12 protein-coding genes, 1 pseudogene and 1 other annotated feature are annotated in these 17,450 nt (G+C 73.5%); of the genes and pseudogenes, 3 read left to right on the forward strand and 10 right to left on the reverse strand.

Annotation, left to right across the window (positions count from 1 at the left end):
• Positions 1–24 precede the first annotated feature (24 nt).
• The 8 genes from ACRYR7_RS00885 to ACRYR7_RS00920 form a co-directional block, all read right to left on the reverse strand.
• A complete protein-coding gene (locus ACRYR7_RS00885) occupies positions 25–792 on the reverse strand; it encodes a transketolase (protein ID WP_432570199.1) in 768 nt (255 codons plus the stop codon).
• 232 nt (positions 793–1,024) lie between these two features.
• On the reverse strand, positions 1,025–2,401 hold the full coding sequence (locus ACRYR7_RS00890) for an MFS transporter (protein ID WP_432570178.1): 1,377 nt from the start codon (positions 2,399–2,401) through the stop codon (positions 1,025–1,027).
• Between the two features lie 284 nt (positions 2,402–2,685).
• Positions 2,686–3,348 (reverse strand): GntR family transcriptional regulator, encoded by a 663-nt coding sequence (locus ACRYR7_RS00895; protein WP_432570179.1) that lies wholly within the window; start codon positions 3,346–3,348, stop codon positions 2,686–2,688.
• A 153-nt stretch (positions 3,349–3,501) separates the two neighbouring features.
• Positions 3,502–4,404 (reverse strand): sugar phosphate isomerase/epimerase family protein, encoded by a 903-nt coding sequence (locus ACRYR7_RS00900; RefSeq protein WP_432570180.1) that lies wholly within the window; start codon positions 4,402–4,404, stop codon positions 3,502–3,504.
• Positions 4,405–4,450: 46 nt separating this feature from the next.
• Positions 4,451–5,227, reverse strand: a complete 777-nt coding sequence (locus tag ACRYR7_RS00905) for an SDR family NAD(P)-dependent oxidoreductase (RefSeq protein ID WP_432570181.1) — start codon at positions 5,225–5,227, stop codon at positions 4,451–4,453.
• Between the two features lie 102 nt (positions 5,228–5,329).
• Positions 5,330–6,661: an MFS transporter gene (locus tag ACRYR7_RS00910; protein ID WP_432570182.1), complete on the reverse strand. Its 1,332-nt coding sequence runs from the start codon at positions 6,659–6,661 to the stop codon at positions 5,330–5,332.
• A 320-nt stretch (positions 6,662–6,981) separates the two neighbouring features.
• Positions 6,982–7,683, reverse strand: coding sequence for a GntR family transcriptional regulator (locus tag ACRYR7_RS00915; RefSeq protein WP_432570183.1), 702 nt, complete (start codon positions 7,681–7,683; stop codon positions 6,982–6,984).
• Between the two features lie 207 nt (positions 7,684–7,890).
• Positions 7,891–8,301, reverse strand: a complete 411-nt coding sequence (locus ACRYR7_RS00920) for an ester cyclase (RefSeq protein WP_432570184.1) — start codon at positions 8,299–8,301, stop codon at positions 7,891–7,893.
• A gap of 707 nt (positions 8,302–9,008) precedes the next feature.
• Here ACRYR7_RS00920 and ACRYR7_RS00925 point away from each other — a divergent pair.
• Together ACRYR7_RS00925 and ACRYR7_RS00930 are read left to right on the forward strand one after the other, a co-directional pair.
• Positions 9,009–9,452: a VOC family protein gene (locus tag ACRYR7_RS00925; protein ID WP_432570185.1), complete on the forward strand. Its 444-nt coding sequence runs from the start codon at positions 9,009–9,011 to the stop codon at positions 9,450–9,452.
• Between the two features lie 1,139 nt (positions 9,453–10,591).
• Positions 10,592–11,921: pseudogene (locus ACRYR7_RS00930) on the forward strand (IS3 family transposase).
• Positions 10,894–11,007, forward strand: a sequence feature (AL1L pseudoknot). It overlaps the preceding pseudogene by 114 nt.
• A gap of 601 nt (positions 11,922–12,522) precedes the next feature.
• Here the strand turns inward: ACRYR7_RS00930 and ACRYR7_RS00935 are convergent.
• The gene (locus ACRYR7_RS00935; protein ID WP_432570186.1) at positions 12,523–12,975 is read right to left on the reverse strand and encodes a TlpA family protein disulfide reductase; all 453 of its coding nucleotides are present in this window, start codon (positions 12,973–12,975) and stop codon (positions 12,523–12,525) included.
• A gap of 615 nt (positions 12,976–13,590) precedes the next feature.
• Positions 13,591–15,453: an EAL domain-containing protein gene (locus ACRYR7_RS00940; protein WP_432570187.1), complete on the reverse strand. Its 1,863-nt coding sequence runs from the start codon at positions 15,451–15,453 to the stop codon at positions 13,591–13,593.
• Positions 15,454–15,964: 511 nt separating this feature from the next.
• Between ACRYR7_RS00940 and ACRYR7_RS00945 the strand changes: the two genes are divergently transcribed.
• The gene (locus ACRYR7_RS00945) at positions 15,965–17,083 is read left to right on the forward strand and encodes a GGDEF domain-containing protein (RefSeq protein WP_432570188.1); all 1,119 of its coding nucleotides are present in this window, start codon (positions 15,965–15,967) and stop codon (positions 17,081–17,083) included.
• The last annotated feature ends 367 nt before the right edge of the window (positions 17,084–17,450 follow it).

Here is a 17,450-nt window from a genome sequence, read left to right on the forward strand (position 1 = left end):
CGGGCTTGCCCGTGGTGGTGGCGCTCACGACGCCCTCCCTTCGTCCAGCTGGGTTCGGGCCAGGTCCCACTCGTGCTCCTCCACGCGCAGGAAGTGCGCCTTCTCGCGCTGCTCGAACATGGGCACCCCGCGCCCGACGCGGGTGTCGCAGATGAGCACCTTGGGCGAGCCGCGGTGGGCGGCCAGCTCGTCGAAGGCGTCGATGAGGGCACCGACGTCGTTGCCGTCCACGCGCAGCACGTGCCAGCCGAAGGCGCGCCACTTGTCGGTGACGGGTTCGGTGCGCAGCACCCCGGCGGTGGGGCCGTCGGCCTGCAGGGCGTTGACGTCGACGATGGCGGTGACGTTGTCCAGGCCGTGGTGGGCGCAGGACATCGCCGCCTCCCAGGTGGAGCCCTCGTCCAGCTCGCCGTCGGAGAGGAGGTTGAACACCCGGGCGGGGTTGCCCTGCAGGCGCAGGCCCAGCGCCATGCCGGTGGCCACGCCCAGGCCGTGGCCCAGGGAGCCGCCGGAGATCTCCATGCCGGGGGTGTACGAGGCCATCGCGGACATCGGCAGTCGGGAGTCGTCGGAGCCGTAGGTCTCCAGCTCGCTGACGTCGATGGTCCCGGCCTCGGCGAGCGCGGCGTACAGGGCGATGGCGTAGTGGCCGATGGAAAGCAGGAAGCGGTCGCGCCCGGGCCAGTGCGGCTCCTCGGGGCGGTGGCGCAGCTGGTCGCGGTAGGCGACCGCCAGGACGTCGGCGATGCCCAGGGCCTGCCCGATGTAGCCCTGCCCCTGCACCTGCCCCATGTCCAGGGCGTGGCGGCGGATGCGGTGCGCCGCCTGCTGCAGCCGCTCGACACGAGCGGTCTGCTCGGTGCCGGGGCGCGTGCCGGGGCGCGGTGGCGCCTGGTGCGTGGTGCTCATGCTTCTCCTTCGGTGGTGCGGAAAGCGTGGGGGGTCGGTGACCCGGGCGGGCGGGCACCGGCGCGCAGGTGCCTCCCGGGTGCTGCGCGGGTGCTGCCCGGGTGCTCGCCGGCGTTCACACGCGCGAGCCGGCGCGGGCGGCGGCCCGGGCGCCGGCCTCGGCGGCGGCGGCGTGCTCGCGCTGGGCCGGCCCCCACGTCTCGCGGGTGAGCAGGGCCGCCAGCAGCCCGCACAGGCCGTAGGCGCTGAACAGCAGCGCGGGTCCGACCCAGCCGGTGGAGGCGTACAGCGCGGTGACGATCAGGGGGGTGAAGCCGGAGACGACCGCGGAGAGCTGGTACGCCAGCGAGGCGCCGGAGGTGCGGGTGCGCGTGGCGAACAGCTCGGAGAACCAGGCACCCTGCACACCGGCGAGGCAGTTCTGGCACACGGCGTAGCTGACGACGAAGGCCAGCACGATCGCCACGGCGGCGCCGGTGTTGAGCAGCAGGAACAGCGGGACGCCCCACAGCAGCGTGATGGCGGTGCCGAGCAGGTAGACCGGGCGGCGCCCGACGCGGTCGGTCAGCGCGCCCCAGGCGGTGGTGGCGATGATGCCCAGGGCGGCGGCGGTCATCAGGGCGGTCAGGCTCAGCGTGCGGTCGGCGAGCTCCTCGCGGCTGAGGTAGGTCAGCACGAAGGTCACCGAGACCGCGTAGCCGGCCGTCTCGGCCACGCGCAGGAAGAAGGCGCGCACCACGTTGCGCCAGTCCTCGCGCAGCACGTCCTTGAGGGGGTTCTTGGCGACCTGCCCCTCCTCCTTCAGCTCGGTGAACTCCGGGGACTCCTCGACCTTCAGGCGGATGACGATGCCCACGACGATCAGCACCGCGCTGAGCAGGAACGGCACCCGCCAGGCCCAGGAGCCGGGCAGGGGCACGCTGAGCAGGAAGGCGGCGTTGGCCAGCAGCAGCCCCAGCGGGAAGCCGGCCTGGGTGATGCCGGTGTACAGGCCCTTCCTTCGCCAGGGGGCGTGCTCGAAGGTCATCAGGATCGCCCCGCCCCACTCGGCCCCGAACGCCAGGCCCTGCACGATGCGCACGGCGACCAGCAGCACGCCGGCCCACACGCCCACCTGCGCGTAGGTGGGCAGCAGGCCGATGCAGACGGTGGCGATGCCCATCAGCAGCAAGGAGGCGACCAGGACGGGTTTGCGCCCGATGCGATCGCCCAAGTACCCGCCCACCACGCCCCCCAGCGGGCGCACCGCGAAGCCGATGCCCAAGGTGGCGAAGGAGAGCAGGGTGCCCGAGAGCGGATCGCTGGAGGGGAAGAAGGCGTCGTTGAAGTACAGCGCCGCGGCGGTGCCGAAGCCGATGAAGTCGTAGGTCTCGATCGTCGCCCCGATCGAGGAGCCGACCGCGACGCGCTTTCGCGCCTCGGTGCCCTGCACGGGGTGCCGGGCGCTGCCCGAGCGGTCGGCGCCTGCGGCCGGCGCGTGCTGTTCCGTCATGGTGATCTCCATCGATCGATCCTGCGGTCGCAATGTCGAGTGTTAACACTCAACATCAGTTGATGATGCGGGACCCGCCTCGGGCTGTCAACGGCGCCGACCCCTCACCTCCAGGGGATCGCGCTCCACCACCCCGCGCTTGGCCACCCCGCGCCCGCCGGCCGGTAGCGGGCGCCACCGGCGCGGGCGTCGGCCGCGGACAGCTCGGCGGGAGGACGGACCAGGGGGAGCAGGGGTCAGCGGGAGCAGGGGTCAGCGGGAGCAGGGGTCAGCGGGAGCAGGGGTCAGCGGGAGTGCACGTCGGCGTACTGCTCGGCAGCGCGCCGCATGTGCTCGTGCACCACGGCGACGGCGGCGCTGACGTCTGCGCGCTCGAGGGCGTCGACGATGGGGGCGTGCCGGTCCTCGGAGGTCATCGCGCCCCAGCTGGGCGGGTCCAGGCTCATCACCGTCACCTGCATGCGTCCTTCGAGGTGGCGCCAGCTGTCCACGAGCATCGAGTTGCCCGAGAGCTGGCACAGCAGCAGGTGGAAACCCAGGTCCGCCCGCAGCCGGGTGCCGAAGTCGTCGCCGGCACCGGCCAGCGCGGCCAGCGCCGCGCGCAGCTGCTGCACCGCCACCTGCCGGTCGGGCCGGGCGATGATCTCCGCGACGGCCAGGCCCTCGAGCGCTGCGCGCACGCGGAACAGCTCGGCGACCTCGGTCACCGACAGCGCCCGCACGCGCAGCATCCCCCGCGCGCCGGGGCTGACCAGCCCCTCCTGCTGCAGGTGGCGCAGCGCCTCGCGGACGGTCCCGCGGCTGACACCGAGCCGTTCGGCCAGGTCCACCTCACCCAGGTGGTCACCGGGGCGGTACTGCCCGGAGGTCACCGCCGAGCGCAGCGCGGCCAGCGCCCGCTCGCGCAGCGTGCTGCGATCCAGGCTGGACAGCTGCTCGAGCGACATGCGGACCTCCGGGGCGGGAGCTTCGATCGTACGAGAGCGCCCCCACGCCCTCACCCCACGCCCTCACCCCACGCCCTCGCCCTCACCGGGCTCCAGGTCTGCACCCGCGCTCGTCGCGGTGCCGTGCGGGCGCGGGTGGGGTCAGGGCCTCGCTCAGCCCGGGGCGACCTCGGCCAGCAGGGCGACGACCTCGTCGAAGGAGCGCTGCGCGTCGGCCTCGCGCTCCTCCTCCGCGATGTCGTGGGTCTCCAGCTCCAGCACGTAGGTGCCGCTGAAGCCGCCGGCCTCCAGCGCGGTGAGCACGCCGCGGAAGTCCACCCGCCCGCGCCCGATGCCGAGGTTGAGGTCGCCGGGCACCGCATCGCGCAGGTGCACCCGCTCCACGCGGTGGACCTGCCGCGCCGCCCAGGCGACCACGTCGTCACCGGAGGCGACCACGTGCGAGGTGTCCAGCAGCAGACCGATCTCCTGCGGGCCCAGGGCCTGCAGGACGCGGTCGGCGCGGGCCACGTCGTGCACCCAGCGGCGGTGGTGCAGCACCTCCACCAGCAGGCGCACCCCCTGCTGCGCGCACAGGCGCGAGATCAGGCGCAGGTTGGCCACGGTGCGGTCCAGGTCCACCTCCTCGTCCACGTACGCCTGCCACGACGGGCCGCCGCAGGGCACGATCAGCGCGCCGCCGGTCGCCGCGGCCAGCGCCACCAGCGGGCGCACCGTGGCCGTCAGCGCCGCCTGGCCCAGCGCGGGGTCGTTCAGCGGGCCGACGTCGGCGTTGACCGCCCCGGCGCGCAGGCCGTGCCGCGCCAGGGCGGCGAGGTAGGCCTGCGCATCGCCGGTGAAGGGCACCGGCACGTGGTCGGTCACGGCCGGGATGGCGCCCAGGTCCACCTCCACCGCACCCGTGGCCGCGATCAGGGCCAGCGCCTCGTGCAGGGGGCGGAAGCGGAAGGTGATGGTGGAGATGCCCACGCGCCGGGCCGCCCCCTGCTCGGGGGTGCTCATGCTCAGCGCCGGTGCCGCCGGTGCCGCTGCTACCGCCGAGGTCGTCTCGTTCATGGGTGCTCCGTCCGGAACGCTCGTGCAGGTGGGTGGGGCGGGCCGCTCAGGCGATGTAGGAGCCGCCGTTGATGTTCTGCGTGGTGCCCGTCAGGTAGGCGGCGTCCTTGCTGCTCAGGAAGACGATCAGGGCGGCCATGTCCTCGGGGGTGCCCTGCCGGCCCAGCGGCACCGCCGCGGCCAGGCGCGCCTCGTTGGCCGCGTCGGTGGCGCCGGCGCGGATGTCGGTGTCCACCACGCCGGGGCTGAGGGCGTTGACGGTGATGCCGTGCGGGGCCACCTCCCGCGCCAGCGAGCGCGTCAGGCCCAGCACCCCGGCCTTGGCCGCGGAGTAGGGGGTCTTGGAGAACACTCCCCCGCCCTGCTGGGCGGAGACGGAGGACATGTTCACGATGCGCCCGTAGCCGCCGTCGATCATCTGCGGCAGGAAGGCCTGGCAGGCCAGGAAGGTCCCGGTGAGGTTCACGCCGATCACGCGGTTCCACTCCGCGATGTCCACCTCCAGGAACGGCACCGGGGAGGCGACGCCGGCGATGTTGGCCAGCGCACCCACCACGGGCAGCTGCGAGGCGGCGATGGCGTGCACGCAGCGGGCCAGGGAGTCGGCGTCGGTGACGTCGGCGCCCAGGCCGAGGGCGGGGGTGCCGAACTCGCTGGCGATCTTGTCGGCGGCCGCTTCCGCGCCGGCGGCGTCGACGTCGAGCAGGGCCACGGCCCAGCCCTCGGCGGCGAAGCGGTGGGCGGTGGCGAAGCCGATGCCGCGCGGGGAGGCCGCGCCGGTGACCACGGCGGTGCGCTGGCCGATGCCGGTCTGGTAGCTCATGTCGATCCTCTTCTGGGGCCGGGGTGGGGTGCGGGTGGTGCGCGAGAACAGCGGGTGGTGCGCGAGGACAGGAGGTGGTGCGTCAGAGCGGCGGGCGCTGCCTCACAGCGCGGGGACCGCGGTGGAGGCGGCGGCGACGCGCTCGACCTCGGCGCGGCGGGCGGTGCCGTGGGTCTCCGGCGTGAGCACCGTGGCGGCCAGGCCGATGGCGCCGTAGACCATGAACAGCACCGCCGGGCCCATCCAGCCGTAGGCCTCGTGCAGCGCCACGGCCCAGAAGGCGGTGAACCCGGAGACCACCGCGGCCAGCTGGTAGGCCAGCGAGGCGCCCGAGGAGCGCGTGGCGGTAGAGAACAGCTCGGCGAACCACGCGCCCTGCGCACCGGCCAGGGAGTTCTGGCAGAGCACGAAGGCGATGACGAACACCGCGATGATGAGGCCGAACCGGCCGGTGTTGAGCATGAGGAACATCGGGATGCCGAACAGGAGCATCAGCGTGGTGCCGAAGGCGTACACCGGCTTGCGGCCGATGCGGTCGGTCAGGCGGCCCCACAGCAGCGTGGCGGGGAAGCCGATCAGGGCGGCGACGACGATCGCCAGGATGGTCTGCGGGCGCTCGGCCAGGTCGTTGTCGTGCACGTAAGAGGTCACGAAGGAGATGGAGACCGCGTAGCCGGCGGTCTCGGCGATGCGCAGGCCGAAGGCGCGCACCAGGTTGCGCCAGTCCTGGCGCACGACCTGCACCAGCGGGTTCTTCACCAGCTGCCCGCTGTGCTTGGCGTCCTCGAAGTCCGGGGACTCCTCGACCTTCAGGCGGATGTACATCCCCGCCCCGATGAGGATGGAGCTGAGCAGGAACGGCACGCGCCAGGCCCAGTTGCCGGGCAGGCTCGCGCTGGCCAGGAAGGCGAGGTTGGCCAGCAGCAGGCCCAGGGGGAAGCCGGCCTGCGGGATGGCGGTGTAGGCGCCCTTGCTCCTCCAGGGGGCGTGCTCGTAGGTCATCAGGATCGCCCCGCCCCACTCCGCGCCGAAGGCCAGGCCCTGGACGACGCGCACGGTGACCAGCAGGATCGGGGCCAGGATGCCCACGGTCTCGTAGGTGGGCAGGGCGCCGATGAGCACGGTGGACACGCCCATGATGAGCAGCGAGGCGATCAGGACGGGCCGGCGGCCGATCTTGTCGCCGAGGTAGCCGCCGATGATGCCGCCCAGCGGGCGGGCGGCGAATCCGATGCCCAGGGTGCCGAAGGAGAGCAGCAGCGCGGTGGTGGGGTCGCTGTCGGGGAAGAACGCGTCGCCGAAGTACAGCGCGGCGGCGGTGCCGTAGCCGATGAAGTCGTAGTTCTCCACGGTGGTGCCCACGGCGCTGCCGATGGCCACGCGCTTCTTGTGCTCGGTCCCCAGGACCCGGGCGTTGCCTGTGCTCACTGCCATCTCCTTCGACGGTGGACGGTCCCGCACTGGACCGTGCTGTCTTACTGTTGACAGTAGGACAGCGGTACTGTGGCACGAGGTCACACAGGCGTGTCAAGCCCGCCGGTTGAGGGCACGGGCGGCCAGGGCCGGGACCGGGTGGTCCGAGCAGCGGGTGATCGAGCGATCGCGTGAGCAGGTGTGCTCGCGGTCACGTGAGCGGGTCGTCTGAGTGGGTCGTCGCGTGACCTGCCGCAGGCTTCACGCGGCCACGCACCGCACCACCCGCCCACCAGCCGGCGCTCGGGCTCAGCCGACGGCAGGCTCAGCGCGTGGCGGGCTCAGCGCGTGGCGGGCTCAGCGCGCTGGCGCATGCGCTGCTCGATGCGCCGGGCGGCGTCGTGCATGTGGGTGCGCAGGAACTCGCGCCCGCCGGCGGCATCGCCGGCCTGCAGGTAGTCCGCGATCGGCGCGTGGCGCTGGTAGGCCATGTTGTGCAGCGCCGTCTGCGGCCCGGCCGCCGTGATCGCCGCGCGAGCCAGGCCGCTGACCGAGCGCCAGCTGTGCAGCAGCGTGGCGTTGCCGCTCAGCTCGCACACGCGCTCGTGGAAGGCCAGGTCCGCGTCCAGCTGGGCGGTGAAGTCGCCCTCCGCCTCGCGCAGGCTCTCCAGCTGCGCGCGCACCTGGGCCACCACCGCGGCGCGGTCCTCGCGCGCGCAGATCAGCTCCAGCGCCAGGCTCTCCAGCGCGTGCCGGACGGCGAAGATCTCCTCCACCTCGCGCTCGCTGACCACGCGCACCGACAGCCGCCCGCGCGCGTCGGGCACCAGCAGGCCCTCCTGCTGCAGCTGGCGCAGCGCCTCGCGCAGCGTGCCGCGGCTGACGCCGAGCGCCTCGCTGAGGTCCACCTCCGCCAGGTGGGTGCCCGGGGCCAGGTCGCCGGCGCTGATCGCCTGGCGCAGGCGGGCGTGGATGAGCTCACGGCGCGTCTGCAGCTCGATCGAGCCCAGTGCGCGCAGCGAGGACTTGGCGGCGGGGCTCACTAAGGCAGCGTATCCGCACGGGCCACCCTCACCGTGTTGCGGCGGGCACCGCCACATCTCACGATCCACTGACACCCCGGCACCCCGGCACCCCGGCACCCCGGCACCCCGGCACCCAAGCCGATAGGCCACCGACGCACAGGCGGCAGCCGCGACCGGCGCTCGAGGCGAGGCGAGCAGCACTCGACCACGAGCAGAGCGCTCGGGTCAGGTCGCCTCCGCAGGGCTCCTCAGGGCGTCGCGCACCACGGGGAAGAGGTCCCCCCAGCACTGCACGATCCTGCCCTCGGCGATCCGGTACACCACCAGCTCCTGCACGCTGATCCAGCGCCCGGTGGGCGCGGTGCCGCTGAAGGGCCCGGTGTGCGTGCCCCGCCCGATCAACCGCGCCGCGATCGTGTCGTCCTGCACGAGCAGGTGCTGCAGCTGCCAGCGCCAGTCGGGGAAACCCACGACCACGGCCCGCACGCCCTCGACGTAGGCGGCCAGCCCGTCCACGGGACCGGAGCCGCTGACGTGCTCGGCGACGAAGTCGCCCAGGTCCTCCAAGCGGTGCTCGTTGCAGCACGCCAGGTAGCGCTCGTAGACGGCGACGATCTCCGCGCGGTCGGCTCCCACACCGCGATGCTCACCCGGCGCAGTGGCGCTCGCCACGTCGATGGCAACTGCTCACGGTGGGAAGCAGCACGCGGTTGAACACCCCGGCACCCCGGCGGGACGTCCAGACCGTCACCGAGCACCGCGCTGCCCCACCGGTGACTTCTGCTTCCCCGGCTGTCTGAGCTGACATGACGATGACGACCAGGGTGCTCAGCACGGCGCTGCCGGTGACCGACCAGGACGCGGCACCGGCCTGCTGCACCGGTGTGCTCGGCTGCCACGCGCGCCGCGTGCGCCGCGACGAGCAGGTGCAGCCAGGGGTCCGGAGCTCGAGGTGGTCACCCGGCTCGCAGGCCCGCCTGGTGCTGCTGCCCACCGGCAACCCGCTGCCGATGGCGGTGCGGCTGGGCACACCCGACGCCGGTGCCGCGCACGCCCACCTGGCGCGTACGCCGGGGTGGTGCTGCACGACGAGGCGGTGCTGCACTGGCAGGGCGTGCCGGCGGTGTTCGACGTCAGCGACCCCGACGGCACCGATCCGGTCCACCGGCAGGACGCCCACGACGGCTGAGCGGCGCCGAACACCCTCAACCGCCACCGATCACCACTGGTGACGGTCGTCGGTGACGGTCGGCGGTGACAGCCGGCCGCGCGGGCCGGCACGAGAAGCACACCACGAGCACCCGGCACGCCGAGCACACCATGAGCACCGGAGAGGACCCCCCGTGCCAGCGATCCAGCGCTTCGACCACGTCGGCATCACCGTCGCCGACCTCGAGCGCGTCACCTCCTTCTTCCTCACCCTGGGCCTGCAGGTGCAGGGTGGTCCGATGGACGTCCAGGGCGACTTCCTGGACACCGTCATCGGCGTCCCCGGCTCACGCACCCGCATCGTCGTGCTCGCCGCACCCCAGGGCGGCACCCTGCTGGAGCTGTCCAGCTTCGTGCGGCCCGATCACCAGGTCGGATCGCCCACCGCGATGGCCACCGAACTGGGCCTGCGCAACGTGGCCTTCGAGGTCGACGACCTCGACGCGCTCGTGCAGCGGCTGGCCGTGGACGGCTACGGCCTGGTCGGCGGCGTGGGTGAGCACCAGGGCACCTGGCGGATGGCGTACGTGCGCGGACCGGAGGGCATCATCGTCTCCCTGGCCCAGCGGATCAGCTGACGCTCGACCTGCCCGGTGCTGCCCGGTGCACTGACCCGGGCACTGACCCGGGCACTGCGCCGGGTACTGGTCCGCGCACCGGCCCGCGCACCGGCCCGCGCACCGGCCCGCGCACCGGCCCGCGCACTGGTCCGGTACCGCGGCACCTCGGCGGCGTGCGGGCTGCACCGCTCGGTCCATCCCCCTGCCAAGGCACCTCCTCGCCGCGCGCCTCCTCGCCGGGCGCCGGTATGACCTCGCCCAAGGCCCAGCGGTCTGCGGCAACCAGCAGCACGGCTGCAACGCTGCCCCAGCGGTACGACCGCGGCGTCGAGCCGCGCACCGAAAGGGTCCGGATCGATCCGCTTGGCCCCGGGTGGCGCCGCCAGCAGCTGCTGCTCTGCACTTGGATGCAGCGTCGGCGGGCGGTCCTGCGACTCACCCAGCTCCAGGCCGCCCGCCGAGCACAAGCAGCGAGCACCACGCCCGCTCAGCACAGCCGCCCACCGGGCCGGTCACCACGGCCGGTAGTCGCGCTCATCGACGCCACCGCGAACGCGCGGACAGCCAGAACGAAGGTCCCACCGCTGCAGCTCTCACCGCTGGGCAAGTACACGGATGCGCATTACGCACGGCGGCACCCGCGTCCTTCTGGTGCTGAGCCTGGCCGTGGGCGTGCTGACGCTAATGATTCGTCCGTGGCCCGGTGTCCCGGGCGGAGGCGATCCGGGCGATCCAGTTGAACTGGGCGATCCGGTCCTGCCGCCACGAGCGCAGCCGGTGCCCCCAGCGCCGGACAGTGGCCCGATCAGCGCACCGGGCAATGACCCGCGCAGTGACCCGGGCAGCGCCCCGGGCACCGCACCCGCCAGGCCCACCGCGTCCTGGTCCGTGCACGGGCCCCTGCTGACCTGGCACACCACCCGCACCACCAGCGCCACCGCCTCGGTGCACGGCGAACAGGGCCAGCGCCACGGCTGCCTGAGCATCGGCACCCACCCCGCCCTCTGGCCGCACGGCACCACCTGGGACGAGGCAACGTCCACCCTGACCCTGCCCGACGGCACCCGCGCCCCGATCGGCACCGCGCTTCGCGGTGTGTCAGAGCCAGGGTCTGATGGAGACCTGCAACCGACGCCTCCGAGAGGATGATGGCCTCCATGGCAGCACCCAGGAAGTATCCCGACGAGCTGCGTGAGCGCGCGATCCGCCTGGCACTCGAGGCCCGCCGCGACCCGGCCACCAGAACCGGCGCGGTCAAGCGGATCGCCGGCCAGCTCGGCATCAACGCCGAGACCCTGCGCAACTGCGTCGCCCAGGCCGAGGTCGTCCCCCGCACGCGGGAGGTACCCCCATCCGGCGACCGGCCCGGCACCACGACGTCCGACGCGCAGCGGCTGGCAGAGCTGGAGAAGGAAGTGCGTGAGCTTCGTCCAGCCAACGAAATCTTGCGTCGCGCGTCGGCTTTCTTCGCGGCGGAGCTCGACCGCCCATCGCGCTGAGCGTCGAGTTCATCGACAGCAACAAGCAGGAGCTGGGAGTCGAGCCGATCTGCCGTGAGCTGCAGATCGCCCCCAGCACCTACTACGCCGCCCGCTGTCGTCCTCGCTCGGCCCGTGCGCTCAGCGACCGAGCCGCCCTGGTCGAGATCGACGAGGTGCTCCCCCCGCACGCGGGTGGTACCCCCAGCCCAGAACCTGCGCGTGTACGGGTCCAGGAAGCTGCACGCCGCGATCAACCACCGCCGCGCCCAGCGCGCTGATCCAGGCGAGGAGCCGACCCGCATCGCGCGGTGCACCGTGGAGAGGTTGATGTGCTCAGCTGGGCTGCACGGGCTGCGCCGCAGCGGCAAGCCTCCGCGGACCACGGTTGCGGCTCCGCCCGATCACCGGCCGGACCTGGTGCAGCGCAGGTTCAGCGCCGAACGCCCGGACCGCCTCTGGGTCGCCGACATCACCTACGTCCGCACGTGTTCGGGCTGGGTGTACGTCGCGTTCGTCACCGATGTCTGCACCCGACGCGTGGTGGGCTGGCAGGTCGCCACCCACCTGCGCACCGAACTGGCTCTGGATGCGCTGCAGATGGCGTTCTGGGCCCGCCGGCGTGAGGGCGTGGACCTGAGGGGGTTGACGCACCACAGCGACAAAGGAGTTCAGTACGTCGCGGTTCGCTACGGCGAGCGCCTGGCAGCCGAAGGCGCGGTCGCCTCAGTGGGATCCACCGGCGATCCCTACGATAACGCGATGGCGGAGGCGTTCAACTCCCTCTTCAAGGCCGAGTGCATCCGCAACCCCCACCTGCCCGGTCGCGAGGGTCCCTGGCGAGGCATCGACGACGTGGAGATCGCGGTGGCGGATGGGGGCACCTCCCACGAAGTGGGGGAACGTGGACTGGTACAACCACCGCCGCCTGCACGGCGAGCTCGGGATGGTCCCGCCTGCCGAGTACGAAGCCCGCTTCGCCGACCACCCCATGATGATCACCGGCTGAGCGTTGCTTGACGCCCTCTACCGAACCCGGGCCTTGACAGTGCGGGCGGCTACACCAGCACCGAGCGCCTCTGCGCCCTCAGCGCGCGCGAGGTCGGCGGGCAGCAGCTCACCGCGTTCCTGCGAGCCCACCTGGAACCCAGCGCGAGGGTGGTGGTGAACAGCATCAGCACCCGCGGCGACGGCAGCGGCGGCAACGACGGCGATCGGCCACGCCCGAGCCCCACCACGAGCACCACCACGACTGAGCGCACGCCCCCACCGGGCCCTGACCGGGCCCGATCACACCCGGCCACCCGGCCACCCGACCACCCGGCTGTCCGGTGCCTGCGGCGGTGGCAGCCCCCGCCGCACCGGCAGCGACGCTCCCGCACCGTGCGGCCGCCGGAACTACGGGTCTGCCGCAGAATCCAGCGACACCGGTCCGCCACCGCAACGCGCACCAGCTCCCATGGCCTGCCCGCTCACAATCAGCCCCGAGCACCTGGCGCTGCACCTGGGCCAGCGGCACGACGAAAGCCTGTTCCCGCGCGCCCGACGCGCCCTGCGCGCGAGCTGGCGCTGCGCGCTCGGGCCACCGCGCGCCGCCCCTGCCCGCTGCTCTACCCGCCCGCACCCGGCGAGGGCACCGCTACGGGCGAGGACACCACCGCACCCGCCGTGCTCCCGGTCGGCACGCTCTCGGCCAGCACGTCCTCGACCAGCCCCTCCAAGGTGGAGGCGTCCACCTCCCCGGCCACGCCGGCCGCCACCCGCCCCTGCACGTCCAGCACCAGCGTGGTCGGGGTCGCGGCCGGCACCACCCCGCGCAGGCCCAGCAGCACCGACCCGTCCGCATCGTCGATGCTGGGGTAGCTGAGCCCGTAGCGCTCCTGGAAGGCGCGCACCCGCGCCGCGGAGTCCTGACGCACGTTCACCCCCACCACCTGCACACCCAGGCGCCCACCGGTCCCTTCACCGGGCTGCACCTCCACCTGCGCATCGGCCGACCCGGCGGGGGCGGTGGCGCCGGCAGTGCCAGGGATGCCGGCGGTGGCGGCGTAGCGCTCAGCCACCCTCTACAGCACCGGCGCCTCGGCCTGGCACGGAGCGCACCCGGCGTACCAGGTGTTCAGCATCACCACCGCCCCGCGCCAGGAGGCGATGTCCACCACCCGCCCCACCACTGAAGCCGGGGCGATTCAGGACCTCACTGCACTCGAAGCCTTCTCAGGCCAGGAGGTCATCCACCGCCGCCGCGATCACCCGCCCCTACCACCGAGCTGGACGCCGAGGTCGTCCAGCGAGCGTTGAGGCAGGGCGAGGGACCGACCGCGAAGACGGTGGCGGCACCGGAGAGGGTGCACGTGCGTCGCGTGCTGATCATCGGCGCTGTGGACGGTGGGGGCATGAGCTCAGGCGCACCCTTGCGCTGGTGATCAGTCCCCGGGCCGTGAAGCGCTCCTCGAGCAGTGCTGGCCCGTCGGCACTTTGCTCAAGTGCCGGGCCGTGCCGTGCCGTGCTCAGCCAGCGGGTTTCAGAGCGAAGACGCAGCAGCGGTGCGGTGCACACACTGCGCCACGCGCACCCCAACAGCAGCGTCCTGCCGCAGTCCCTCAGGGGGACTGCCGCACAGAGGAGCCGGGGAACCTGCGCGGACCACCGCGCGGGCGGTTCGGCGGGCGCTCACCTCAACGGCCGGATGCGCGTGCCGCGCTGCTCGCGCTGCTGGTGCCGAACACGGCACCGGGCGCCACCGGGCGACCCAGCAGGTACCCCTGCCCGTGGGTGGCACCCAGGGCGCGCAATTGCGCCAGCTCCGCCGCCGTCTCGATGCCCTCGGCCACCAGGGCGGCACCCACCTCCGCGGCGAAGGAGGCCACCGCCCGCGCCACCGCCCGCAGCGAGGCGTCGCGGTCGATGCCGCGCACGAAGGACACGTCCAGCTTGACGATGTCCGGGCGCAGGCGCGCCAGGTGCTGCAAGCCGGCGAAGCCCGCGCCGGTGTCGTCGATGGCCAGGCGGGCACCGCGCGAGCGCAGCGCCTGCAGGGCGTTGAGCACCGCGGGGTAGTCCTGGACCTGCTCGTGCTCGGTCATCTCCACCACCACCCGCTCCAGGCGGTGGCCGCGGAAGAGGTCGTAGGTGCCCGGGTGCACGATGGTGCGCGGGGAGAGGTTGACCGACAGGTACGTGTCAGCGGGCAGGGTCGGCACCAGCGCCAGCGCCGAGAGCAGCGCCGCGTGCTCCAGCGCCAGCACCACGCCCAGCCGGGCGGCGTCGGCAAAGGCCAGGTCGGGGCGGTAGGACGCCCCGGTGCTCTCGCTGAAGCGCGACAGGGCCTCGAACCCGCAGGTGGCACCGCTGCTCAGCTCGATGATGGGCTGGACCACCGTGCGCCGGCGACTGCCGTCGATCAGGTCCTGGAAGGCGCTCAGTTCACCGGAGCGCTGCGCGGCCAGCGCCTGGCTGTCGTGCACCGAGCGGCCGATCAGCGTGGCGATGGTGCGCAGGGCCTGGACCTGCGGGGCGCTCCAGGCCTGGCCGGCCCGGCCGTTCACGCCGCACAAGGTGCCCCACGCGGTGCCGTCCGGCAGCAGCACGGGCACCCCGCAGTAGGCGCCGATGCCGGCCTCGGTGGTGATCGCCAGCGTGGAGGTCAGCGGGTGCACCGCGGTGTCGGGCACCACCGCCGGCAGCTGCCCGCTGAGCAGCCGGGAGCAGTAGCTCTGCTCGGCATCGGTGCTCGCGCCCTCGCGGATGCGCGGCACCTCGGTACCGGGTGGGACGCCGGGAGCACCTGCTACCTCACGGGCTGCGTGGGCGACGTCGCTCGCGCCGCCTCGCGCGCCGGTCACCGGGGCCAAGAGCGGGGCGCCGGTCGCGCTGTCCACGACGGTGTAGACCTGCTCCCCGCCCTGGATGCGGCCGAGGAAGACGACCTCGGCGCCGACCACCTGCCGGGCGCGGTGGACCAGCTGCCGCACGGCCGCAGAGGCGCCGGGCGCGTGTGCGCTCTCCTGCCCCGGCGGGTGGGGCTGGCCCAGGTGGGCCAGCAGGGCCTGGTCCGCCTCGCGCCGGCGCAAGGCGGCCACCACCAGCGCCGCGTGCCGGGCGAGCGCCTCGGCGCGTTCTTCGTCCTCGGCGCTGAACGCCGGCTCCTGCGGGCCCTTGGTCAGCCACAGCCCGCCCAGCACCCGTCCGCGCGCGCTGATCGGCACCCCCAGCAGCGCCTTCATCGCGAAGTGCCCGAACGGGGTGCCCACCGCGGCCGGGTGCGCGCGCAGGTCCTCGGTGCGCACGGTACGACCGCCCAGGACGTGCCCGATCAGGCCGATCGGGCGCGGCAGGTGCGGCATCTTCTCGGTGTGACCGCCGGGCATGCCCACGTGCGCCAGCGCCGTCACGCTCGCCTCCGCTCCCAGCAGCAGCGCCACGCCGTGCTCGGCGCCGCACAGCCGCACCGCCAGGTCCACCAGGACCTCGAGGACCGCCTGCTCCGAGCCGGCCTCGGCCAGCGCCAGGACGCCGTGCAGCGCTGCGGTGGTCCTCACCGTGACCCGATCGGTGCAGACATCCCCTGCCCGTGGCCGCCAAGCGCTGCAACAGCAGCCACTCGCGTGGCGGCGCGCGCTAGCGGCATCTGCTCAGTAGCTCCACCCATCTGCGTGGGTAGCGCAGTGCGTGCTGCGGCAGGTGCCGACAGCGCTCGGCGCTGCCCGCTCAGCAGATCGCACTCACCAGGGCGGTGCCTGGTGCGCCGGAGAACAGCCGCGGCTCCCGCACGGCGCCCGTGCCACCTCATCGCGCACGGGCAGGGGCTGTGCACGGCGGCGATGCTAGCGCGCGGTGTGCCCAAGTGGGAGCCGCTGCGCACGCCGGGCACGCGTAATGCCGCAGGCAAATCTCGAGCTGCGGTGGTCAGTGCCGACGCTGCTCGCGGCGATGGGTGGCGGTGGGTGGCGGTGGGTGGCGGTGGGCGGCACCCCGTCAGGAGGTGTGCCTAGTACCTGGAGGACATCGCTGGTTGAGTACGCTCGAACCAGCTTCGAGCCAAGGGCGATCATGGACGAGCAGCCCCACCCCCGATACCCCCGACACCCCGCGAGCGCCAGTACCACCGGCGGCGGTGACAGCAGCGACGGCAGCGCCAGCGACAGCGGTACCGGCAGCACGGAAGCCGTAAGTACAGGGCACAACACCGCAGAGCGCGATACCGCCAGTGGTGACGGCATCGCGTTTCCGGACTTCCTCAGCGCCGCGCGCGCCACGCTGGCCCGGCTGCACGCCGACAGCGGCCTGCAGCTGTGGATGATCACCCGCGTGGTCGGCGACGAGCAGCTCGTGCTGCTCACCCACGGCCACCGGGGCCCCTTGAACGCCGCTCCCGGGCAGGCCCGGGCGTGGCAGTCCTCCCTGTGCCAGGCGATGGTGGCCGGGGGCGGACCCTCCATCGCCCCGAACACCGCGCAGGTGGGCGCCTACGCCCAGGCCGCCGACGGTCCGCGAGCCGGTGTGCACGCCTACGCCGGTGCGCCCCTGCGCGGTGTTCGGGGGGAACTGCTGGGCACCGTGCGCGGCGTGGACGGCCGCGCGCAGCCACCGGCGCTGCAGCACCTGCACCCCCAGCTGCACCTGAGCGCACGCCTGCTGGCCACCGTGCTGGTCCTGGAGCTGCAGGCGCACCAGCAGCAGCGGCGCACCGAGCGCGCGCAGATCGCCGCCGGCGTCGATGCCCTGACGGACCTGGCCAACCGCCGGGTGTGGGACCAGTCCCTCACGCGCGAGGAGGCGCGCTGCCAGCGCTACGGGCAGCCCGCGTGCGTGGTGGTGCTCGACCTGGACGGGCTCAAGCAGGTCAACGACACCCGCGGGCACGCCGCCGGTGATGCGCTGCTGCGCGCGTGCGCGCGCCAGCTGCGCGAGCACGCCCGCGCCGGGGACCTCATCGCGCGCCTGGGCGGGGACGAGTTCGCCGTGCTGCTGATCGCCTGCGACGAGCGCGGCGGGCGCGCGGAGCTGGCGCGCCTGCGCGCCGGGCTGGCCGCGGCCGGCATCGCCGCCTCCGCCGGGCTGGGGGTGCGCCGATCCGGTGGCGACCTCGCAGCGGCCTGGCACGAGGCCGATGCCGCGATGTACCGCAGCAAGCACGCCGGCCGGGCAGGCAGAAGCGACCTGAGCTGAGCTGGATCGGCTGGGCAGGGGTGAGAGGGCAGGGCGCCCGCCTGCCCGGAACCGCGGCCGACCAACACCCGCGAGCGCCGAGCGCTCTCACCACGCCCACGCCCACACCCACGCCCACGCCCACGCCGAGAAGTGCACGCCCGCGGGACGCGCCGAACGGCACAGAACCTTTCGAGGCTTACAGGCCTGCGAAGCCCAGACCCTGGCGAGGCTCCCGGGCGTGTCGAGGGCCGGGGCCGTCGGCGCCCGCACCGACGAGCACCCGCACCGGCGAGCACCCGCACTCCCACCCGCGCCCGCCACCTGCTCACGCGCCGTGTCGCCAGCCACGGGCACCCGAGGACCACAGGCGCCTTGCGCTTTGCAC

Origin of the sequence: Kineococcus gurbantunggutensis, assembly GCF_050871925.1 — a bacterium.
Classification (GTDB): domain Bacteria; phylum Actinomycetota; class Actinomycetes; order Actinomycetales; family Kineococcaceae; genus Kineococcus.

Coding starts and splice junctions, on each gene's coding strand:
- ACRYR7_RS00885 (WP_432570199.1), bottom strand. CDS start 792: ATGGGGCAGGTGCAGGGGCAGGGCTACATCGGGCAGGCCCTGGGCATC.
- ACRYR7_RS00890 (WP_432570178.1), bottom strand. CDS start 2,401: ATGACGGAACAGCACGCGCCGGCCGCAGGCGCCGACCGCTCGGGCAGC.
- ACRYR7_RS00895 (WP_432570179.1), bottom strand. CDS start 3,348: ATGTCGCTCGAGCAGCTGTCCAGCCTGGATCGCAGCACGCTGCGCGAG.
- ACRYR7_RS00900 (WP_432570180.1), bottom strand. CDS start 4,404: ATGAACGAGACGACCTCGGCGGTAGCAGCGGCACCGGCGGCACCGGCG.
- ACRYR7_RS00905 (WP_432570181.1), bottom strand. CDS start 5,227: ATGAGCTACCAGACCGGCATCGGCCAGCGCACCGCCGTGGTCACCGGC.
- ACRYR7_RS00910 (WP_432570182.1), bottom strand. CDS start 6,661: ATGGCAGTGAGCACAGGCAACGCCCGGGTCCTGGGGACCGAGCACAAG.
- ACRYR7_RS00945 (WP_432570188.1), top strand. CDS start 15,965: ATGGACGAGCAGCCCCACCCCCGATACCCCCGACACCCCGCGAGCGCC.